The sequence below is a fragment of the Kitasatospora sp. NPDC054939 genome (assembly GCF_053610105.1).
The window spans coordinates 1-20,534 of the sequence record NZ_JBSGXP010000013.1 but is presented as its reverse complement, the minus strand read 5'-3'; the positions used below and the strand labels follow the sequence as shown (position 1 = coordinate 20,534).

19 protein-coding genes and 1 pseudogene are annotated in these 20,534 nt (G+C 73.8%); 9 read left to right on the top strand and 11 right to left on the bottom strand.

Translation table 11 applies throughout. The annotated features are described in order from the left end of the window. Positions 1–410: 410 nt before the first annotated feature. The 4 genes from nhaA to ACWGB8_RS06150 all read left to right on the top strand — a co-directional run bounded on the left by nhaA (position 411) and on the right by ACWGB8_RS06150 (position 4,454). A complete protein-coding gene (gene nhaA / locus ACWGB8_RS06165) occupies positions 411–1,823 on the top strand; it encodes a Na+/H+ antiporter NhaA (RefSeq protein WP_452210751.1) in 1,413 nt (470 codons plus the stop codon). A gap of 307 nt (positions 1,824–2,130) precedes the next feature. Next, positions 2,131–2,607: a phage holin family protein gene (locus tag ACWGB8_RS06160; protein WP_452210749.1), complete on the top strand. Its 477-nt coding sequence runs from the start codon at positions 2,131–2,133 to the stop codon at positions 2,605–2,607. 547 nt (positions 2,608–3,154) lie between these two features. Next, positions 3,155–4,045, top strand: coding sequence for an alpha/beta fold hydrolase (locus ACWGB8_RS06155; protein ID WP_452210835.1), 891 nt, complete (start codon positions 3,155–3,157; stop codon positions 4,043–4,045). Positions 4,046–4,223: 178 nt separating this feature from the next. Next, complete coding sequence (locus tag ACWGB8_RS06150) at positions 4,224–4,454, top strand: hypothetical protein (RefSeq protein ID WP_452210748.1); 231 nt, start codon at positions 4,224–4,226, stop codon at positions 4,452–4,454. Between the two features lie 96 nt (positions 4,455–4,550). Here the strand turns inward: ACWGB8_RS06150 and ACWGB8_RS06145 are convergent, their stop codons facing one another. The 5 genes and pseudogenes from ACWGB8_RS06145 to ACWGB8_RS06125 all read right to left on the bottom strand — a co-directional run bounded on the left by ACWGB8_RS06145 (position 4,551) and on the right by ACWGB8_RS06125 (position 9,852). After that, complete coding sequence (locus ACWGB8_RS06145) at positions 4,551–5,735, bottom strand: MarP family serine protease (RefSeq protein ID WP_452210746.1); 1,185 nt, start codon at positions 5,733–5,735, stop codon at positions 4,551–4,553. A gap of 220 nt (positions 5,736–5,955) precedes the next feature. Further along, the gene (locus ACWGB8_RS06140; RefSeq protein ID WP_452210745.1) at positions 5,956–6,687 is read right to left on the bottom strand and encodes an NUDIX hydrolase; all 732 of its coding nucleotides are present in this window, start codon (positions 6,685–6,687) and stop codon (positions 5,956–5,958) included. A 200-nt stretch (positions 6,688–6,887) separates the two neighbouring features. Next, positions 6,888–7,748 (bottom strand): annotated as a pseudogene (gene nth / locus ACWGB8_RS06135) (endonuclease III); the annotation flags it as partial. Positions 7,749–7,845: 97 nt separating this feature from the next. Beyond that, positions 7,846–8,817, bottom strand: a complete 972-nt coding sequence (rfbB, locus tag ACWGB8_RS06130) for a dTDP-glucose 4,6-dehydratase (RefSeq protein WP_452210743.1) — start codon at positions 8,815–8,817, stop codon at positions 7,846–7,848. Positions 8,818–8,925: 108 nt separating this feature from the next. Continuing rightward, positions 8,926–9,852 carry an isocitrate lyase/PEP mutase family protein gene (locus tag ACWGB8_RS06125; protein ID WP_452210741.1) on the bottom strand — a complete coding sequence of 309 codons (927 nt, stop codon included), beginning with the start codon at positions 9,850–9,852 and terminating at the stop codon, positions 8,926–8,928. Positions 9,853–9,990: 138 nt separating this feature from the next. On the opposite strand from ACWGB8_RS06125, the gene ACWGB8_RS06120 reads away from it, so the two are divergent. Further along, positions 9,991–10,968 (top strand): DUF5937 family protein, encoded by a 978-nt coding sequence (locus tag ACWGB8_RS06120; protein WP_452210739.1) that lies wholly within the window; start codon positions 9,991–9,993, stop codon positions 10,966–10,968. Positions 10,969–11,232: 264 nt separating this feature from the next. Further along, entirely contained in the window at positions 11,233–11,907 is a 675-nt protein-coding gene (locus ACWGB8_RS06115) for a Crp/Fnr family transcriptional regulator (RefSeq protein WP_030288117.1), read from the top strand. An 89-nt stretch (positions 11,908–11,996) separates the two neighbouring features. Here ACWGB8_RS06115 and ACWGB8_RS06110 read toward each other — a convergent pair whose 3' ends face one another. From ACWGB8_RS06110 to ACWGB8_RS06090, 5 genes are all read right to left on the bottom strand, one after another. Continuing rightward, complete coding sequence (locus tag ACWGB8_RS06110; protein WP_452210737.1) at positions 11,997–12,818, bottom strand: MBL fold metallo-hydrolase; 822 nt, start codon at positions 12,816–12,818, stop codon at positions 11,997–11,999. Next, positions 12,815–12,991: a hypothetical protein gene (locus ACWGB8_RS06105; protein WP_452210735.1), complete on the bottom strand. Its 177-nt coding sequence runs from the start codon at positions 12,989–12,991 to the stop codon at positions 12,815–12,817. Before ACWGB8_RS06105 ends, ACWGB8_RS06110 begins: the two co-directional genes overlap by 4 nt. A gap of 113 nt (positions 12,992–13,104) precedes the next feature. Beyond that, complete coding sequence (locus ACWGB8_RS06100; RefSeq protein WP_452210733.1) at positions 13,105–13,986, bottom strand: NUDIX hydrolase; 882 nt, start codon at positions 13,984–13,986, stop codon at positions 13,105–13,107. A 79-nt stretch (positions 13,987–14,065) separates the two neighbouring features. Then, a complete protein-coding gene (locus ACWGB8_RS06095) occupies positions 14,066–14,536 on the bottom strand; it encodes a RidA family protein (RefSeq protein WP_452210731.1) in 471 nt (156 codons plus the stop codon). Then, entirely contained in the window at positions 14,533–14,691 is a 159-nt protein-coding gene (locus ACWGB8_RS06090; RefSeq protein WP_452210729.1) for a DUF4177 domain-containing protein, read from the bottom strand. Before ACWGB8_RS06090 ends, ACWGB8_RS06095 begins: the two co-directional genes overlap by 4 nt. A gap of 243 nt (positions 14,692–14,934) precedes the next feature. Here ACWGB8_RS06090 and ACWGB8_RS06085 point away from each other — a divergent pair, with 243 nt between their 5' ends. Further along, entirely contained in the window at positions 14,935–16,065 is a 1,131-nt protein-coding gene (locus ACWGB8_RS06085) for an ArsA-related P-loop ATPase (protein WP_452210727.1), read from the top strand. A gap of 29 nt (positions 16,066–16,094) precedes the next feature. After that, positions 16,095–17,270 carry an ArsA family ATPase gene (locus ACWGB8_RS06080; protein ID WP_452210834.1) on the top strand — a complete coding sequence of 392 codons (1,176 nt, stop codon included), beginning with the start codon at positions 16,095–16,097 and terminating at the stop codon, positions 17,268–17,270. Between the two features lie 113 nt (positions 17,271–17,383). Here the strand turns inward: ACWGB8_RS06080 and ACWGB8_RS06075 are convergent, their stop codons facing one another. Continuing rightward, on the bottom strand, positions 17,384–17,707 hold the full coding sequence (locus ACWGB8_RS06075) for a WhiB family transcriptional regulator (RefSeq protein ID WP_452210726.1): 324 nt from the start codon (positions 17,705–17,707) through the stop codon (positions 17,384–17,386). A 423-nt stretch (positions 17,708–18,130) separates the two neighbouring features. On the opposite strand from ACWGB8_RS06075, the gene ACWGB8_RS06070 reads away from it, so the two are divergent. Next, complete coding sequence (locus ACWGB8_RS06070) at positions 18,131–20,461, top strand: transglycosylase domain-containing protein (protein ID WP_452210724.1); 2,331 nt, start codon at positions 18,131–18,133, stop codon at positions 20,459–20,461. The last annotated feature ends 73 nt before the right edge of the window (positions 20,462–20,534 follow it).

Sequence of the window (20,534 nt, the reverse complement as noted above, 5' to 3'; positions counted from 1 at the left end):
CCGACCGGGCGGCCACGTCGCGGGACGGCGCAACGGGAAGGAGCACCGCTCGGAGCAGTGCCACCCGGAGCAGGACGACGAGGTGCGGTAAGAGCGGAGGTCTGGGCATCGTGGTGCCTCCTGACTGTGCGAGAGGGCACCGTCCGGAGTGGGCGGTGCCTGCGCTCGACCCTAGGGAGGCGTTCACCCGTCTGCATGCGGCCGAAGCCATTCGGGTGCCGGGCGGGTGCTGCTCCCGGGTGCACGACGGGCCACGGAGGCTTAAGTCCTGAAGGAGGACGAACCGGACGTCGCCGCGGGGTTCCCCGTAGACTGTCAAAGACGCGACAGGATTCGCGTCACTGGGCGCGCCGGGAAGTCTGGTCGGCACTGCGGTACCCGTATGCCGTTCCCGCCCCAGGAGGTCCCGCGTGACCAGCCAGCCGCCCACGACCGAGCCGACGTCGGGCCGCCGCCAGTTCCTCGGCAGGCTCTCCCTGCCCGAGCGGACCTTCATCACCGACGCGCTGCGCACGGAGACCGTCGGCGGCGTCCTGCTCCTGGTGGCCGCGGTGATCGCGCTGGTGTGGGCGAACGTGTGGCCGCACGCATACGAGAGCGTCCTCGACTTCACGATCGGCCCGTCCGCACCGCTCCACCTCGACCTCCCGTTGGAGGCGTGGGCCAAGGACGGCCTGCTGACGATCTTCTTCTTCGTGGCCGGCATCGAGCTCAAGCGCGAGTTCGTGGCGGGCGAGCTGCGCACGCCCAGTGCCGCGCTGCTGCCGGTGGTGGCCGCGGTGTGCGGGGTGGTGCTGCCGGCGGTTCTGTTCGTCGTCGCCAACTCCGGCAGCGGCGGTCACCCGTCCGGGTGGGCGATCCCGACCGCGACCGACATCGCCTTCGCGCTCGGGGTCCTCGCCGTCGTCGGCACCCATCTGCCGTCCGCACTGCGAGCCTTCCTGCTCACCCTGGCGGTGGTCGACGACCTGATCGCGATCCTGATCATCGCGGTCTTCTACAGCTCGGGCATCAGGTTCTGGGCGCTCGGGCTCGCCTTCGCCGGCCTGGTGCTGTTCTGGTTCCTGCACCGGCGCGGGGTGCACGGCTGGTACCTCTTCGTGCCGCTGGCCTTCGTGATCTGGGCGCTGATGCACGAGAGCGGGGTGCACGCGACGGTCGCCGGTGTGGCGATGGGCCTGATCCTGCGCTGCCACCGGGTCGGCGACGAGGAGCAGTCCCCGGGCGAGCACATCGAGCACCTGGTCCGGCCGCTCTCGGCGGGGATCGCGGTACCGGTGTTTGCGCTGTTCGCGGCGGGGGTGACGATCTCCGGGCCGGCCCTGGCCGAGGTGTTCACCCAGGCCACGCCGCTCGGCATCATCCTGGGCCTGCTGGTCGGCAAGTCGGTCGGCATCTTCGGCGGTACCTGGCTGACCGCCCGGTTCACCCGGGCCGAGCTGAACCCGCAGCTCACGTGGGCCGACATGTTCGCCGTCGCGGTCCTGGCCGGGATCGGCTTCACGGTCTCGCTGCTGATCAGCGAGCTCGCGTTCCCGAACGACCAGGCGCTGGCCGACCGGTCGAAGGCGGCCGTCCTGGTGGGCTCGCTGCTCTGCGCGCTGATCGCCAGCGTGCTGCTCAAGCTGCGGAACAAGCACTACCGGCTGCTCTGCGAGGAGGAGGACCGCGACGAGGACGGCGACGGCATCCCCGACGTGTACCAGCAGGACGACCCCGCCTGGCAGGCGCGGATGGCCGCGCTCGCGGAGCGCCCGGACCGCGGTACGACAGGGGAGACCACCGAGCGCGGGACCGACGGTCCGGGCGGGCCCCGGGCCTGACGGTCCGGACGTAGCGGTTGTTCCGGGTACACCTGACGCACCGAGCGGCCCGGACCGACCGGGTGGCGGGCCGCGCGACCGACGCGGTGGACGGACCGGCGACGCCCGCGGGCACCGGGGGCGCCTGCCGTACCGGACACGTCCCTCCGGCGGGGCCCCCGGAGTGGTGTCCGACTGACCGGTAGGGGCATGATTCTGAGCTGTCGACAGTCCACGGACGCCACTGGATGGCACCGGACCCCCTCCGGTCCCCGGTGTCGCACCGCACGGCGGCGTCATGCCGCACAGCCGCAGAGGAGAACAGCTGATGCCCGCAGGAGCCGCAGATCCGTCCAGCAACGGCCGGGTGCCCTACGAGGGCGAGCGTTCGGTGGGGCAGCTGTTCGCGGCGGCCACCGCCGATCTGTCCGCCCTGGTCCACGACGAGATCGCGCTGGCCAAGGCCGAGATCCGCGCGGACGTGAAGCGCGGCGTCTCCGGCGGTGTCTCGCTCACGGTGGCGGGCGTGGTGGCGCTGGCCGCCGTCCCGATGCTGAGCGCCGCGGCGGCGTTCGGGATCCACGCGCTGGGCCTCTCGCTCGGCTGGTCGTTCCTGATCGTGGCGGGTGCCTACCTGCTGCTGGCGGCGGTGCTCGGGCTGCTGGCGCTGCGCTCGTTCAAGCGCATCGAGAAGCCGCACCGGACGATCGAGGGCGCCCAGAAGACCGCCGACGTGCTGAAGAACGCCCGGCCGCGGCCGGCCACCAAGGAGGAGATCGACCGGGCGCTCGGCCGCATCCCGTAGGCGGTACGGCTTCCGGTCCCCGGGTCGTACGGCTTCGGGCGGCCTGGTCGCACCGCTTCCGACCGCCGGTCGCACCGCCTCGGGCGGCCTGGTCGCACCGCCTTCGGCCATCGGTCGCACGGCTTCGGGCGCACCGGGAGCGAGTGCCGGGCACGTGTCCGGCACGGGGATGTGACACGCTCTCGGTATGCCGCTCGACCAGAAGCCCGTGCCCTCGCAGCCGTCCGCCGACTCCGGCCCCGGCCGGACCGCGGACCGCAGCACCGCCGGACCGGGCCGCCCGGCGGACGCCCCGGACAGCACGGTCGGCACCGGGGCCGGGAACGCCCGGTCCGACCGCGCCCCGTCCGAGGACCCCGGGCCCGACCGCGCCGCGCCCGGTGAGGCGGATCCCGGCAACACGCTCCCCGACGGCACCGCAGCCGCCGACGGCGCGTCCGACCGCCCCGCGGCCGACGACGGCACGACCGACGAGACCGCGCCGACCGACGGCCCCGCGCCGACCGCCGCCGCAGCCGCAGCCGCAGCCGCAGCCGCAGCCTGGAGCATCCGGCAGGCCGGACCGTGGACCCACCGGGACGTCGCCGCCAACGGCGCCCGCTTCCACATCGCCGAACTCGGCGCGGGCCCGCTGGTGCTGCTGGTGCACGGCTGGCCCGAGTACTGGTGGGCGTGGCGGCACCAGCTGACGGCGCTCGCCGAGGCCGGCTACCGGGCCGTCGCGCTGGACCTCCGCGGTATCGGCGGCAGCGACCGCACCCCGCGCGGCTACGACCCGGGCAACCTCGCCCTGGACATCACCGGTGTGATCCGCTCGCTCGGCGAGGACCGCGCGCACCTGGTCGGCCACGCCTCCGGCGGAACCCTCGCCTGGGTGGCGGCCGTGATGCGGCCGTCGGTGATCCGCAGCCTCACCGTGGTCTCGGCGGCGCACCCCCGGGACCTGCGCCGGGCGCTGCTCACCGACCGCCGGCAGATGGCCGCCTTCGACCACGTCCTGGGCTTCCAGCGGCCGTGGATACCGGAACGCCGCCTGGTGGCCGACGACGGCGCCCTGGTCGGCCGCTACCTGGACGCCTGGACCGGGCGGAACCTGCTGGACCGGGAGGCGGTCGCCGCGTACCGGCAGGCGATCCAGATCCCGAGCACCGCGCACTGCTCGATCGAGCCGTACCGCTGGCTGCTGCGCTCGATGGCCCGGCCGGACGGCATCCAGTTCGCCCGCCGCATGAAGAAGCCGATCAGCGCGCCGACCCTGCACGTCCAGGGCGCGGCCGACCCGGTGCTGCTGTCGCACACCGCGCTCGGCGGCGGCGAGTACGTGTCGGCGCCGTACCGCTGGCGGCTGCTGCCGGGGGTCGGGCACTTCCCGCACGAGGAGGCGCCGGAGGAGTTCACCGCGGAGCTGCTCGACTGGGTGGGCCAGCACAAGGACTGACCGGGGGCCCCGGTACCCGGCACCGCGGTGCGGAGGGGGAGGCGGGACGCGGACCCACCGTCGGCGGGCCGCCAACTCCCCTATCGCTCAGCTCATATGACAAACGCATAGGCCAACTCGGCGCGCCGCAGGCGGTTACCCCCGTCCGCCCACGGGCATCCATTGCGGTATGACCTGGATGCCCGATCGCGACAGCGCCCCGCGCGGCCGACGCCACAGCAGCCCGCAGCCGAACGGTTCACGGCAGAGCGGCACGCCGAGGTCCGGGCACCGTCCGGACCGGGCGGACGACCTCGGCTACGAGGGGGCCGACCGCGGTCGGGGCCCGGCCCAGCGCCAGCTCGGCATCCCGCGCATCCTGGGCCGCCGCGCCCGCTGGGTGGGTGCCCGGCTGAGGCGCGAGATCTGACCCACGGGACCCACGGGACCCGCGAGCGGGACCCGCCCCCGCCCGCAGGACGGCACCGCACCCGACGCTCGGTGCACTCCGGTCAGTGCGCGCCGGTCAGAGCGCGCAGCCCTGGGTGTCCACCCGGGCGGTCGCGTTCGCCCCCGCCTCGGCCTCCGCACGCACCTCGGCCGCGGTGAGCACGTACCCGGTGTCCGCGCTGTCCAGCGACTTGGCGAAGACCACGCCGTAGACCTGGCCGTCCGGGGTGAGCAGCGGCCCGCCGCTGTTGCCCTGGCGGACGAGCGAGCGCACCGAGTACACGTCGCGCATGACCTGGCCGCGGCGGTAGATGTCCGGGCCGTTGGCCTGGATCCGGCCGCGGATGCGGGCGGGCTGGACGTTGAACGCGCCGTTCTCGGGGAAGCCCGCGACGATCGCGCTGTCGTTGGTCTTGGCGTCGCCCGCGAAGGTCAGCGGCGGCGCGTTCAGCTTGGGGACGTCCAGGATCGCGATGTCGCGCTGCCAGTCGTAGCGGACCACGGTCGCGTCGTAGAGCTGGCCGGTGCCGCCGACCTGGACGGTGGGCTCGTCGACCCCGCCGACCACGTGGGCGTTGGTCATCACCCGGTGCGGGGCGTAGACGAAGCCGCTGCCCTCCAGGCTCTTGCCGCAGGCGGTCGCCGTGCCGACGACCTTGACCAGGCTCTGCCGGGCCCGCGCCACCGCCGGGCTGGCGGCCAGGGCCGGGTCGGGGCTGTCGACCTCGGTGATCGGCTCGTGCTCGAAGGGGTTGAAGACCTGCGGGAAGCCGTTGCGGGAGAGCGCCTTGGAGAAGTCGGAGAACCAGTTGGGCGCGTCGGCCGGCAGGGCGTCCTGGACCCCGCCGAGGATCGCCGACGACCGGACCTGCTTGGAGACGGTCGGCAAGGACGTCCCGGCCAGTGCGGAGCCGATCAGCCAGGCCACCAGCAGCATCGAGATCACGTTGACCACCGAGCCGCCGACGGCGTCCAGGGCCTTCGTCGGGCGCCGGTCGATGTGGCCGCGCAGCTTCCAGCCGAAGTGCGTGGTGACGGCTTGGCCGATCGCCGCGAGCACGATCACCACCACCACGGCGACGACCGAGGCGGTCGTCCCCGGGCTGAGGTGGCTGAGCAGCAGCGGCAGCAGTTGCACGGCGAGCAGGCCGCCGCCGAGGAAGCCGATGACCGACAGGACGCCGACCACGAAGCCCTGCCGGTAGCCGGACACGGCGAACCCGATGGCGGCGGCGATCAGCAGCAGATCCAGGACGTTCACTCGGACACCCTCCCACGCCGGAGCGCAGGACGGGGCCCGCAGGCCGCGCCGGGACGGGGTCCGCGGTCCTTGCCGTGGCGGGGCCCACGGCCCGAACCCGGCCGCGGCGCGCGGTCCGAACCCGCCCACGACCCGCAGCCCGCACCCGCCTGCGGCGCGCAGGCCACGGCAGCTCCCGCGCGCAGCCGGGTACCCACCGGAGCCTCGCCGAGCACCGGACTCACCGCGCCGGGCTGTCGCCGCCCGGGACGGCTCCGGAGTGCGGGCGCTGCCCCTGGACGAGCTCCAGCGCCTCTTCGGACAGCTCCAGCGTCCGGGAGCCGTCCCACGGCAGCTCCAGCCCGCTGTGGTGCAGCACCCGGTCGATGACGCCCGCGGTGAAGCCCCAGACCAGCCGCCCGGCGACCTCGAAGGCCGGGCCGGTGTGGCCGGACGGGTGGCGCAGCCGGGCGCGGTTGGCCGGGTCGGTCAGTTCGGCGATCGGCACGCGGAAGACCGCGCCGGTCTCGGCCCGGTCCACCGGGGCGACCGGGGACTCCTCGCGCCACCAGCCGAGCACCGGCGTCACCACGAAGCGGCTGACCGGGATGTACAGGGCGGGCAGGGTGGCGAAGACCTGGACGCCGGTGGGGTTCAGCCCGGTCTCCTCCTCCGCCTCGCGCAGCGCCGCGGCGACCGGTCCGGGGCCGTCCGGGTCGCCGTCCTCCGGGTCCAGCGCGCCGCCGGGGAAGGACGGCTGCCCGGCATGCGAGCGCAGCGAGCGGGCGCGTTCGATGAGCAGCAGGTCCGGGCCGTACGGGCCCTCGCCGAAGAGCATCAGCACGGCGGAGGCCCGGCCGCCCTCGGCCGGCGGCAGGAAGCGGCTGAGCTGCTCGGGCAGGACCCGCTCGGCCGCGTCCCGCACCGGCAGCAGCCACTGCGGCAGGCCCTCGCGCCGGATGTCGGTGATCATCGCGCCACCCCCCGGTCGGTCGCCGCGGGCCCGTTCGCACCGGCTCCGGCCGAACCGCCGACCGAACCCCCTGCCGAACCGCCGACGGCTCCGGTCGGCCCCTCGTCGTCACCGCGGACGGCCTCCGCGGCGGCCTCCGCGGCCCGGACGGCCTCGGGGGCGGCGAGGTCGGCGACCGTGCCGCCGTGCCGGTCGGCGTCGGCCCGGGCGGCGGCCTCGCCGGGGTAGTCGGCGGGCGGGCGCAGCCGCTGGCCGGGCTGGCCACCCAGTTCGTACTTGAGCAGCTTGGCGGCCTTCTCCGGGTCGGTCTCGCCCTCCCCGTACGAGGGGCAGAGCGGGGCGATCGGGCAGGCCCCGCAGGCGGGCTTGCGGGAGTGGCAGATCCGGCGGCCGTGGAAGACCACGCGGTGGGAGAGCATCGTCCAGTCGGACTTCGGGAAGATCTCCGCGACCACCGCCTCGACCTTCTCCGGGTCCTCCTCGGCGGTCCAGCCGAAGCGCCGGGAGAGCCGCCCGAAGTGGGTGTCCACGGTGATGCCCGGCACGCCGAACGCGTTACCGAGGACCACGTTGGCGGTCTTGCGGCCGACGCCGGGGAGGGTCACCAGGTCCTCCAGGCGGCCCGGGACGACGCCGTCGAAGTCGTCGCGCAGGGCGATGGAGAGGCCGATCAGCGCCTTCGCCTTGTTCCGGAAGAAGCCGGTCGGGCGGATGATCTCCTCCAGCTCCTCCGGCACGGCGGCGGCCATGTCCTCGGGGGCGGGGTACTTGGCGAACAGCGCCGGGGTGGTCTGGTTCACCCGCAGGTCGGTGGTCTGGGCCGACAGGACGGTCGCGACCAGCAGTTCGAAGGGGTTCTCGAAGTCCAGCTCGGGGTGCGCGTAGGGGTACAGCTCCGCCAGCTCGCGGTTGATCCGCCGGGCCCTGCGCACCATCGCCAGCCGCGACTCCGGCTTCTTCGGCGCGGGTCTCCTCGACCCGGCCGCAGCCGTCTTCTCCGGTGCCGCCTTCGCTGTCGGCTTCCCCGCCGCCCCGGTCCGAGTGACCTTGCTCTCTGCCATGGACGAAGGCTACGCCGACGGGCCCGTCCCGCGTCGGCGGTTCCGCCGCTCCCCGGCGGTCCTTCCCCGGCGGCCCGCCTCCGCCCGCGGCCGGGCGTCAGCCGTCCTTCTTCAGCGGCTCCCACCACCAGCGGTTCTCCCGGTACCAGCGGACGGTCTCCGCAAGCCCCCGCTCGAACGGCACCCGGTTGCGGAAGCCCAGTTCCCGGCGGATCTTCCGGTCGTCGACGCTGTAGCGCAGGTCGTGCCCCTTGCGGTCGGCCACCCGGCGGACCAGCTCCCGACCGCGTCCGCAGTGGCGCAGCAGCAGCTCGGTGAGGTCCCGGTTGGTCAGCTCGTGCCCGCCGCCGACGTTGTAGACCTCGCCGGGCCGGCCGTGGTCGAGGACCAGCCGGACGGCGTCGCAGTGGTCGTCCACGTGCAGCCACTCGCGGACGTTGAGTCCCTCGCCGTACAGCGGGACGGGCAGGCCGTCGAGCAGGTTGGTCGCGAACAGCGGGATGAGCTTCTCGGGGAACTGGTGCGGGCCGTAGTTGTTGGAGCAGCGGGTGACGGAGACGTGCAGCCCCTCGGTCCGCCAGTAGGCGCGGGCGACCAGGTCGGCGGCGGCCTTGGAGGCGGCGTACGGCGAGTTGGGCAGCAGCGGGCAGGACTCGTCCCACGAGCCCTCGGCGATCGAGCCGTACACCTCGTCGGTGGACACGTGGACGACCCGGGCGGTGCCGGCGCGCACGCACTGCTCCAGCAGCGTCTGGGTGCCGACGACGTTGGTCTCCATGAAGGGCCGCGCCCCGGCGAGGGAGCGGTCGACGTGCGATTCGGCTGCGAAGTGGACCACCGCGTCGTGGCCGGGCAGGATCCGGGCCAGCAGTGCCTCGTCGCGGACGTCGCCGTGCACGAAGGCCAGCCGGGGGTGGTCGGTCGGCAGGTTGGTGACGGTGCCGGCGTAGGTGAGCGCGTCGAGGACGGTGATCCGGTCGTCCTCGTGACCGGGGTGGGCGCCGGCCAGCAGCCCGCGGACGAAGTGCGACCCGATGAAGCCGGCCCCGCCGGTGACCAGCAGCCTCATCCGCGCCCTTCCCGGTTCTTCGTCGAGCAGTCCACCGAGGTGCCCTCACCCGGTCGGTGCAAGGCTACCGGCCGGCGGAATCCGACCCTCCGGTCCCGCCCGGGTCGCTCAGCGGCGCAGCAGCCCGTCGAGGTCGCCGAACCCGAGCGCACCGTCGAGCTGCCCGTACGTACCGGCGCCGAGCAGTTCCTCGGCGGCGCGGCGGGCCGCGGTGTACGCGAGCTGGGCGACCGCCGTCCCCACGCTGATCCGGCGCACGCCCGCGGCGGCGAGCGCGGCGACGTCCGGCCCGCCGGGGCCCGCCATCGCGTTGATCGGCAGCGGCGAGCGCTCGCACAGCTCGGCCAGGACCGCGAGGTCCAGCAGGCCGGGCACGAAGAGGCCGTCCGCGCCGGCCGCCGCGTACGCCTCGGCGCGGGCGAGCACCTCGTCCGCCCGGCCCGCCGGCTCCCCGATCCCGAACAGGAAGACGTCCGTACGCGCATTGACCAGCAGCTCCGGCAGCCCGGCCCGCTCGGCCGCCGCCCGGGCCGCCCGCAGCCGCTCGACCTGCTCGGCCACGGTGAAGAGCGGCCCGCCCGGGGCGGTGGAGTCCTCCAGGTTGACCCCGACCGCCCCGGCGGCGATCAGCTCGCGCACGGTGGCCGCGACCTCGTCCGGCCCCGGTCCGTAGCCGCCCTCGGCGTCCACGGTCACCGGCACGTCGACCGCCGCGACGACCCGGCGGGCGACCGCCACGGCCTGCGTCCGGTCCAGCTGCTCGCCGTCGCCGCAGCCGAGCGACCAGGAGACGCCCCCGCTGGTGGTGGCGATCGCCGGGGCACCGGCCGAGGCGATCACGGCGGCGCTGGCCGCGTCCCAGGCGTTCGGCAGCACCAGCGGCGGGGTGGCGACCAGCTCCCGCAGCCGCAGCGCCCTGGCCCGCTGGTCGGCACCGACCGCGGAGCCGTCGGGGAGGGCGCCGGGGGTGTCGGGGGTTCCGGAGGTGCCGGCCGGGAGGGTGCCGGGGGTGCCGGGCATGGTGTCGATGGACATGGGGGTGCCGCCTCTTCGCGCTTCGGTGGATCGTCGGACCGGGCAGCGCCCTGCCCGCCCGACCATGCTGACCACCCCCGTCGACGGGCCCAATTGATTAAGCTCTGACCGAATCCCCGACCCTGCGGAGGCCGGAGCATGCGGGCCGAACTGGCCTTCTCGACGGACGACCTGGCCCGTGCCCGGTTCGCCGTCTCCCCGATGTGGGAGGTCGTGACCGGCATCCGGGCCCTGGTGGGCGACCCGGTGCCGGCGCTGCACCGCCGCTGGGCCGCCGAGGTCCGGCCGCGGCTGGCGGCGGCCGGACTCGACCGGGGCCTGCTGTTCGCCCTGATCCCGCCCGAGGGCCACCTGCCGGACCTCCTCACCCCGGCGCCCGCCTCCGCGGCCCCGCGGCTCGCCGACGAACTCGCCGCGATCCGGGCCACCGGCGCCGAGCAGCTCGCCCGCGACCTCGCCCTGCTGCCACCGGTCCCCGCCCGGCTGCGGCACCTGACCGGCGACCACCGCCGGACGACCGCCCGGCTGGCCGAGGAGGCCGAGCAGTACTGGGAGCTGGCGCTCGCGCCGTACTGGAGCCGGATCCGCACGGTGCTGGAGGCCGACGTCCGCCACCGGGCCCTGCAGCTGGCCGAGCACGGCGCCGCCCGTCTGCTCGGCGACCTGCACCCCACCATCAGCTGGCAGGACGGCACCCTGCGCCTGGCCGAGCGGCACTGCGTGATCACCCGGGAGAGCGCCGGACGCGGCCTGGTGCTCGTCCCCTCGGTCTTCGCCTGGCCCCGGGTGCTGACCCGGATCATGGCGCCCGAGCCGCCCCAGCTGGCCTATCCGGCGCGCGCCGCCGCCACCCTCTGGGAGCAGCGCGACCGCACGCCGGCCGAGGGCGTCTGCGCGGTGCTCGGCCGCTCCCGGGCCCGACTGCTCGCCGAACTGGACACCCCGGCGTCCACCACCGAGCTGGCCCGGCGCTGCGGCCTCTCCCCCGCCGGCACCTCCCAGCACCTCACCGCCCTGCGCGCCGCCGGCCTGGTCAGCGCCCACCGGGCGGGCCGCTCGGTGCTGTACGCGCGGACCGCGGCCGCCGACACCCTGCTGGCCGCCGCCGCGGGCTGACGGCCGGCCCGGTGCGGGACACGGTGGACGGCCGGCCGGCGCGGACGGGCGCGGCGGACGGCAGGCCCCGGTGCCGGACGGGGCGGGCACCGGACCGGGTCGTCCGGACGTGACCCCTGAGTACGAATGGCCCCGCGCAGGACACCTCGGCGCACCCCCTCCTCATATGATCGGAGCGACATGCGCCATGCTTGGTGATGCAGAGCACTGTACGAACTTGCGCCGACCGGCTTGACAGCCGACCGGCCGAGAAGGAGGAAGCACGTGGACGACGTTCTGCGGCGCGCCGCACTCTTCGCGGCACTCGACGACGAACAGGCCGGCGAGCTGCGCGCTTCCATGACCGAGGTGACCCTCGCCCGCGGTGAGTCGCTGTTCCACGAGGGCGACCCGGGCGACCGCCTCTACGTCGTCGCCGAGGGCAAGGTCAAGCTGCACCGCGCCTCGCCGGACGGCCGCGAGAACATGCTCGCCGTCCTCGGCCCCAGCGAGATGATCGGCGAGCTGTCGCTCTTCGACCCGGGCCCGCGCACCGCGACCGCCAGCGCGCTGACCGAGGTCAAGCTGCTCGGCCTCGGCCACGGCGACCTCCAGCCCTGGCTGCACGCCCGCCCCGAGGTCTCCATCGCCCTGCTGCGCGCCATCGCCCGCCGACTGCGCCGCACCAACGACGTGATGTCCGACCTGGTCTTCTCCGACGTGCCCGGCCGCGTCGCCAAGGCCCTGCTGGACCTCTCCCGCCGCTTCGGCGTGCAGTCGGAGGAGGGCATCCACGTCGCGCACGACCTGACCCAGGAGGAGCTGGCCCAGCTGGTCGGCGCCTCCCGCGAGACGGTCAACAAGGCGCTCGCCGACTTCGCCGGCCGCGGCTGGCTGAAGCTGGAGGCCCGCGCGGTCGTCCTGCTGGACGTCGAGCGGCTGTCGCGCCGCTCCCGCTGACCGACCCCGCGGGCGCACCGCCGTCCGCACGCCGGGAGGGCCCGTACGCCGATGCGTACGGGCCCTCCCGCACGCCCCACCCGGGAGGGTCAGATCAGCCCGTGCTCCTCCAGGTACTCCAGCTGGGCGCGCACCGACAGCTCGGCGGCCGGCCAGAGCGCGCGGTCCACGTCCGCGTAGACCCGGGCCACCACGTCCGGGGCCGTCCGGCAGCCGGCCTCCACGGCCGTCTCCACCTGGGCGAGCCGGTTGGCGCGGTGGGCGAGGTAGTAGTCGACGGCGCCGAGGGCGTCCCGCAGCACCGGCCCGTGGCCGGGCAGCACCGTGCGCACGCCGTGCTCGGAGGCCATCGTGTGCAGCCGGCGCAGCGAGTCCAGGTAGTCGCCGAGCCGCCCGTCGGGGTGGGCGACCATGGTGGTGCCGCGGCCCAGCACGGTGTCGCCGGTGAGGACGGCGCCGTCCGCGGGCAGGTGGAAGGTCAGCGAGTCCGAGGTGTGGCCGGGGGTGGCGACCACCCGCAGGTCGAGTCCGCCGATGTCCAGGCGCCGGCCGGCGATCAGCCCCTCGGAGCCAAGCCGGTGCGCGGGGTCGAGGGCCAGCACGTCGGTGCGGGTGAGTTCGGCGAAGCGGGCCGCCCCCTCGGCGTGGTCGGCGTGGCCGTGGGTGAGCAGGGTCAGCGCGATCCGCTTGCCCTGCTGCTCGGCGAGGTCGAGCACGCGGCGCAGGTGGCCCTCGTCGAGCGGGCCGGGGTCGACCACCGCGGCGACGTCCGAGCCGGGCTCGGAGAGCAGCCAGGTGTTGGTGCCGTCCAGCGTCATCGGCGACGGGTTCGGCGCCAGCACGCAGACCGCCCGGGGGGTGGCCCCGCCGTCGACGACGGCGGCGGGGTCACCGGGGAGGAGACCGCTCACCGGCCGCCCTCGCAGGTCCTGAACAGGGCGCGCAACGGCAGTGCCCTGGTGAGTGCGCGCCGGCCCGGTCCGTACGACTCGGCGAGGTCGCAGTCGCAGGCGGTGGTGCGGGGCGTCAGGCTGCGGGCGGGCATCTCGTGTGCCGTCCGGCGAGCCACGTCGTTGTGGGTCATCGGAGGTCTTCCTCTCTGCGTCGCGGTTGCGGTCGTGGTGCGGGTTGCGGTGCGGTTGCGGCGGTTCAGGACCGCCGTAGTGCGGTTTGGGACTGCGGTTCCGGTGCGGCGGGTCAGGACTCCGGTGCGGTGCTCGTACCCGGGAACTCCCCGTCGATGGTCAGCTCCTCATACCCTGCCCAGCGAACGGTGATCCGATCGCCGCGGACCTCGGCCGTTCCGAGGACCGGCTCCAGCACGCGGTCCTCCGCCGCGTCCAGCGCCTGGGCGGCGGTGTGCAGCGACTGCAGCTCGCGCAGCACGGTGACGGTCGGCGGCAGCATGCCGTACCGGCCCTCCCGGTACCCCCGGACGGCTTCGGCGGGGGAGAGCCAGGCGACGCGGTCGGCCTCGCCGACCTCCAGGGCCGCGCTCTGGTCGGCGGGCAGGGCGGCGACGAAGAACCAGGTGTCGTACCGGCGCTCCTCGAAGGCCGGGGTGACCCAGCGCGCCCAGCCGGCCAGCAGATCGCTGCGCAGCAGCAGGCGGTGCTCGCGCAGGAAGTCGGCGAAGGAGAGCTCGTGCGCCTCCAGGGCGGCCCGCTCGGCGCTCCAGTCGCGGGGCTCGGCGGTGCTCCCGGCGTCCGGGCCGGCCAGCAGGACGCCGGCCTCCTCGAAGGTCTCGCGGACGGCGGCGCACACCACCGCCTGGGCGGTCGCCGGATCGACGCCGAGCCGCTTGGCCCACTCCTGGGGGCCGGGGCCGACCCAGCCGAGCTCGGCCTCGGCGTCGCGCCGGTCGACGCCGCCGCCCGGGTAGGCGTACATCCCGCCGGCGAAGGCCATCGAGGTGCGCCGGCGCAGCAGGTACGCCTCGGGGCCGGCCGTGCCGTCCCGGAGCAGCACCACGGTGGCGGCGGGCCGGGGCTCCGGCGGGGTCAGCTCGCCGGCGGCGACTGCCCGGATCCGGGCAGGCCAACCGGGCGGCATCGGGAGCGACGTTGCTCGATGGTCCATGCCCGGATGCTAAGCGTCCGGAAGGCGGGGTTGGAAGAGCCAACCCCGCCTTCGACCGCACGCGCGGCCGTGCCCGGGGTCACACGTCGGCGCGGACCCGGACCTGCAGCTCGACCTCGACCGGGGCGTCCAGCGGCAGCACGGTGACGCCGACGGCGCTGCGGGCGTGCACCCCGGCGTCGCCCAGCACCTTGCCGAGCAGCTCGCTGGTGCCGTTGATCACGCCCGGCTGGCCGGTGAAGTCCGGCGCGGAGGCGACGAAGCCGACGACCTTCACGACCCGCTCGACCAGGTCCAGGTCACCGACCACCGACTTGATGGCGGCCAGCGCGTTCAGCGCGCAGATCTGCGCCAGCTCCTTGGCCTCCTCGGGGGTGACCTCGGCGCCGACCTTGCCGGTGCTCGGCAGCTTGCCGCCCACCATCGGCAGCTGGCCGGAGGTGAACACGAACTCGCCCGAGCGCAGGGCCGGCACGTACGCGGCGACCGGGGCGGCCACCGGCGGCAGGGTCAGGCCCAGCTCGGCGAGCTTCTCCTCGACCTTGCTCATGCCGCCTTCTCCCGCTTGAAGTAGGCCACCAGCTGCTCCGGGTTCGGGCCGGGCACGACCTGGACGAGCTCCCAGCCGTCCTCGCCGAAGTTGTCCAGGATCTGCTTGGTGGCGTGCACCAGCAGGGGCGCCGTCATGTATTCCCACTTGGTCATGGGCTGACTCTAGACGAGCCGGTCCGGGTGGCGGGGCGGCCCGCACCCCGGCGTGTGAGGTGGCCCACAAACCGGGCATGATTCAGGTCCGGTCCCCCCGATGCTCCGGGCATCCGGCGCGGTCCCTGGTTACCCTCGCGGGAGGGCACCTGAGCGGTGCCGGCCCTCGGAGCGGCCTCCCGCCGCTCGGAGGCGGGCCGCCCTCGAAGACGGACGGCCCTCGGAGACGGACGGAGACGGAGCGTGGCACGCACCCCCGGCCAGGCGGCCCGGCGTGATCCCGACTGGGAGGGCGTCCGGCTGCACGTGGTCAGCGGCAAGGGCGGCACCGGCAAGACGACGGTGGCGGCGGCGCTCGCGCTGGCGCTCGCCGCGGAGGGCCGGCGCACCCTGCTGATCGAGGTCGAGGGCCGCCAGGGGATCGCCGAACTGTTCGGGATAGCCGCACTGCCGTACGAGGAGCGCCGGATCGCCTCGGTGTCGCTCGCGCAGCTCGGCCCGGCCGACGGCGCGGGCCGGGGCGCCGGCCCGGGTACGGGTGCCGGCAGGGACCCCGACGCGGGCAGGGGCTCGGGCGCCGGCGAGGTGTTCGCGCTGGCCATCGACCCCGAGCAGGCGCTGCTTGAGTACCTCGACATGTTCTACAAGCTCGGCCGCGCCGGGAAGGCCCTGCAGAAGGTCGGCTTCGTCGACTTCGCGACCACCATCGCCCCGGGCGTGCGCGACGTCCTGCTGACCGGCAAGGCCTGCGAGGCGGCCCGGCGCAAGGGCCCGGACGGGCGGCGCGCGTACGACGCGATCGTCATGGACGCCCCGCCGACCGGTCGGCTCACCAGGTTCCTGAACGTCAACTCCGAGGTGGCCGGGCTGGCCAGGTTCGGGCCGATCCACACCCAGGCGCAGGCCGTGATGCGGGTGCTGAAGTCACCCGAGACCGCGGTGCACCTGGTCACCCTGCTGGAGGAGATGCCGGTGCAGGAGACCGTCGACGGCTTCGCCGAACTCCGCGAGGCCGGGCTGCCGGTGGGCGGGGTGCTGGTGAACATGGTCCGCCCGCCCGTCCTGGACGCGGCGGCGGTCGCTGCGGTGGACGGCGACCACCGCGAGGAGGTCGCGCTGGCACTCGGCGAGGCCGGGCTCGGCGGGCGCTCGCGCCGGCCGGAGACCGTCCGGGCGGCGGTGGAGCCGCTGCTCGACCCGCTGCTGCGGCAGGCCCGCGAGCACGCCGAGCGGGTGGAACTGGAGCGCGCCCAGCGGGGCGATCTGCAGCAGCTGAAGCTCCCCGCGTACGAGCTGCCGCTGCTGGGCGAGGGCGCGGACCTGGCCGGGCTGTACCGGCTGGCGGGTGAACTGAAGCGGCAGGGGGCGGCGTGAGCGGCGGCACAACGGCGGGCGGGATCGGCATGGGCGGCAGCGGTGACGGCGTGCGCGGGGGCGGCAACCGGCTCGCCGTGGACGCCCTGATCGACGACCCGGCGACCCGGATCGTGGTCTGCTGCGGCTCCGGCGGCGTCGGCAAGACCACCACGGCCGCGGCGATCGGCCTGCGGGCCGCCGAACGCGGCCGCAAGGTCGTCGTCCTGACGATCGACCCGGCCCGCCGGCTCGCCCAGTCGATGGGCCTGACCGAGCTGGACAACACCCCGCGCATCGTCAAGGGCGTCACCGGCGACGGCGAACTGCAGGCCATGATGCTCGACATGAAGCGGACCTTCGACGAGGTCGTGCTGGCCCACGCCGACCCCGAGCGGGCCCGGGCGATCATGGAGAACCCGTTCTACCAGTCCCTGTCGGCCGGCTTCGCGGGCACGCAGGAGTACATGGCGATGGAGAAGCTCGGCCAGCTCCGCTCGGCCGAGGAGTGGGACCTCATCGTCGTCGACACCCCGCCGTCCCGCTCCGCGCTGGACTTCCTGGACGCGCCGAACCGGCTCGGGTCCTTCCTGGACGGCAAGCTCATCCGGGTGCTGACCGCACCGGCCAAGGTCGGCGGGCGCAGCGCGATGAAGTTCCTCAACGCCGGGATGGGCCTGCTCACCGGCACCCTGGGCAAGATCTTCGGCGCCCAGCTGCTCACCGACGTGCAGACCTTCGTCAGCGCGATGGACTCGATGTTCGGCGGCTTCCGCGAGCGCGCCGACCGGACGTACCAGCTGCTGAAGGCGCCGGGCACGGCGTTCCTGGTGGTGGCGGCACCCGAGCGGGACGCGCTGCGCGAGGCCGCGTACTTCGTCGACCGGCTGGCCGCCGACCGGATGCCGCTGGCCGGCCTGGTGCTCAACCGGGTGCACGGCACGGACGCCCCGCAGCTCACCGCCGAACGGGCCCTGGCCGCGGCCGAGGCACTGGAGGAGAACGGCTCGGAGAACTCCTCCCCCGCGGCCGAGCTCCTGGCTGCCGGACTGCTGCGACTGCACGCCGAGCGGATGCAGATCATGGGGCGCGAGCGCCGCACCCGGGACCGCTTCGTCTCGGTCTACCCCGACGTACCGATCGTCGAGGTGGCCGCACTGCCCGGGGACGTCCACGACCTGGACGGTCTGCGGGCGATCGGCGAGCGGCTCAGCGGCGCGGTCTGACCCCCCATTCCGCGCTGCCGTGCCGGCTCCGCACCGGGCCGAACGGCCCGTCCGCGGTGCTGCCCTCCGAGCTCCGCCCGGCGTGTCGCGGGGCCGAGCGGTGTGTCGCGGGCTCAGCCCGCCTGTGCGTAGTCCGTCAGTATCACGCCGGTCGCCAGCGATGCCTCGTACTCCGTACGGGCGGTCTCCAGCAGCCGCCGCCACGACATCACGGTCGGCCGGCGGCGCAGCAGCGCCCGCCGCTCGCGCTCCGTCATCCCGCCCCAGACCCCGAACTCCACCCGGTTGTCGAGTGCGTCCGCCAGGCACTCGGTGCGCACGGGGCACCCGCTGCACACCGCCTTGGCGCGGTTCTGTGCCGCCCCCTGAACGAACAGTTCGTCCGGATCACTCGTGCGGCAGGCGGCCTGCGCACTCCAGTCGTCTACCCAGCCCATGCCGGCGCCGTCCTCTCCCGAATCGAGGCTCCCCCACGGCGGCAACGGCATATTCACCGTTGCCAGTTGAGGACGTTACGGAAGAACGGCAGCTTGCAACAGCCCCTTCGGGCTCAATCTCGAATGACCCGATTGGACTATGGGTATCGGTCAGCTCACTCGTTGGAGTGACTGCAGGTCGCAAGCCTTGCCAGGGAAACGCACACCACTCTCGCCACGCGCGCCACTACACAGCGCTACGAAATCCTGGTGCACAGCAGGTGACAGCCACCCCAATAACGGGCGACAATGGGTCAATTCGGGCAAAGCTCATCACTCACAAGAGTGACCGATGTTGACGCACCGAAGCTGTCGCAAGCTTGTGACAAGCCTAGGCGAACACCTGCCCCTATGTACGGTATTCGGCGACGTAGGGTTCTCCCCATGGCACCGAAGCGCCCCCAGGCACCCCGACGCCCCGACCACCCCGGCGAATCCGGGGCTCCGCGAACCCCCCGCCGGGGCTCCCCCGTCGACCTGGCGGGCCACGGCGTGAAGTTCGTGGGTGTCAGCGTGCTGTCCGGCGTGCTGATGGCCGGCATGGCCCTGCCCGCCGTCGGCGCGCTCGGCCTCACCGCCAAAAACACCGCGGAGAGCTTCGAGGACATCCCGGACGACTTCAAGACCCCGCCGCTCTCCCAGGCGACCCAGATCTACGACGCCAACGGCGGCCTGATCGCCAAGGTCTACGAGCGCGACCGCACCGTGCTCACCGCCGAGCAGATGTCCCCGTACATGCGGCAGGCCCAGGTCGACATCGAGGACGCCCGCTTCTACGAGCACGGCGCCGTCGACCTCAAGGGCGTGCTCCGCGCGATCGGCAAGAACGCCGAGAGCGGCACCACCTCCCAGGGCGCCTCCACGCTCACCCAGCAGTACGTGAAGAACGTCAACGTGGAGAAGGCCGGCGACGACACCGCCGCCGTCCTGGAGGCCCAGCGCAAGACCCTCGGCCGCAAGATCCAGGAGCTGAAGGTCGCGATCAAGCTGGAGGAGGACCTGACGAAGGACCAGATCCTCACCAACTACCTCAACATCACCTTCTACGGCCACCAGGCCTACGGGGTCGAGGCCGCCGCGCAGCGCTACTTCAGCAAGGCCAACAAGGACCTGACCATCGGCGAGGCCGCCACCCTGGCCGGACTGGTGCAGAACCCGTCGCAGTACGACCCGGTGCGCTACCCGGAGAGCACCGTCAAGCGCCGCAACGTCGTCCTCGACAAGATGCTGGAGAACAAGCACATCACCCCGGAGCAGGCCAAGGAGGCGAAGGCCAGCGACCTGGGGCTGAAGTACAAGGAGCCGCAGAACGGCTGCATCACCGCCAACGCGGGCATGGGCTTCTTCTGCGACTACGTCCGGCACGTGGTCAAGCAGGACCCGGTGTTCGGCAAGACCGCCGCCGACCGCAAGAAGCTCTGGAACCAGGGCGGCCTGAACATCTACACCACCCTCGACCCGGTGAAGCAGGCCGCCGCGCAGAACGCGGTGACCAGCAAGGTCAAGGTCACCGACACCGTCTCGGCCGCCGCCACCATGATGGAGCCCGGTTCCGGCAAGATCCTCGCGATGGCCCAGACCCGCCCCTACGGCCTGGACGCCAACAAGAACCAGACGATCATCAACCTGAACGTCGACGCCGCGATGGGCGGCGGCAACGGCTTCCAGACCGGTTCGACGTTCAAGCCCCTGCTCGCGGCGGCGGCGCTGGAGGCGGGCATGTCCCCGACCCAGGCGTTCCCCTCCGAGAACAAGATCGAGTACCCCTCGATGTCCACCTGCACGGGCACCTGGAAGAACACCGACCGCCCCAAGGCCACGGTGAAGAACGAGTCCGAGAGCGAGGTCGGCCCCTACCAGCTGAAGGAGGCGATGGCGCTCTCCGTCAACACCTACTTCGTGCAGATGGAGCAGCAGATCGGCCTCTGCCCGATCAAGCAGATGGCCAACAAGCTCGGCATCTCCAAGCTCGCCAGCGGCAAGGACTTCCAGGAGGTCCCGTCGATGGTCCTCGGCGCGCAGGAGCTGTCGCCGCTGACCATGGCCAACGTCTACGCGACCTTCGCGGCGCGCGGCAAGTACTGCACCCCGGTCGCGATCAACAAGATCACCACGGTCGACGGCAAGGACGTCAAGGTCCCGGCCAGCCAGTGCTCCCAGGCGCTGTCCGAGGAGACCGCCGACAGCCTCAACACCGTCCTGCTCGGCGTCACCGAGAAGGGCGGTACCGCCCGCAACCTCGGTCTGGACGACGGCCGCCAGATCGCCGGCAAGACCGGTACCACCGACGAGAAGAAGGCCGCCTGGTTCAACGGCTACACCCCGCAGCTCGCCACCGCCGTCTGGCTCGGCGGCCCGGCCGGCGGCGTGAAGATGAAGAACATCAGCATCGGCGGCACGTACTTCCCGGACGTCTTCGGCGCCACCGGCCCCGGCCCGATCTGGCAGATGGCCATGAACCAGGCCCTCAAGGGCACCCAGCGGATCGACTTCAAGACCGTCACCATCCCGGACCCGGTCAAGGCCGACCCCAACCCGACCGCCCCCGCCACCCCGCCGAGCGGCGACGCGGCGGCGGCCGGCGGCAACCAGGGCCAGCCCGGCGGCCACCACGGCGGGGTCATCGGCGGCACCTTCACCCTCCCGCCCGGCGTCATCGGCGGGAACGGTGCCGGTGGCGGCGGCGGCCGACCCGGTGGCGGCGGCAACCACTGAGGCACCGCGGCCGACACCGCACGGCCGACCGCGCGAGCGAACGCCGGAGGGCGCTCCCCGATCACCCGGGGAC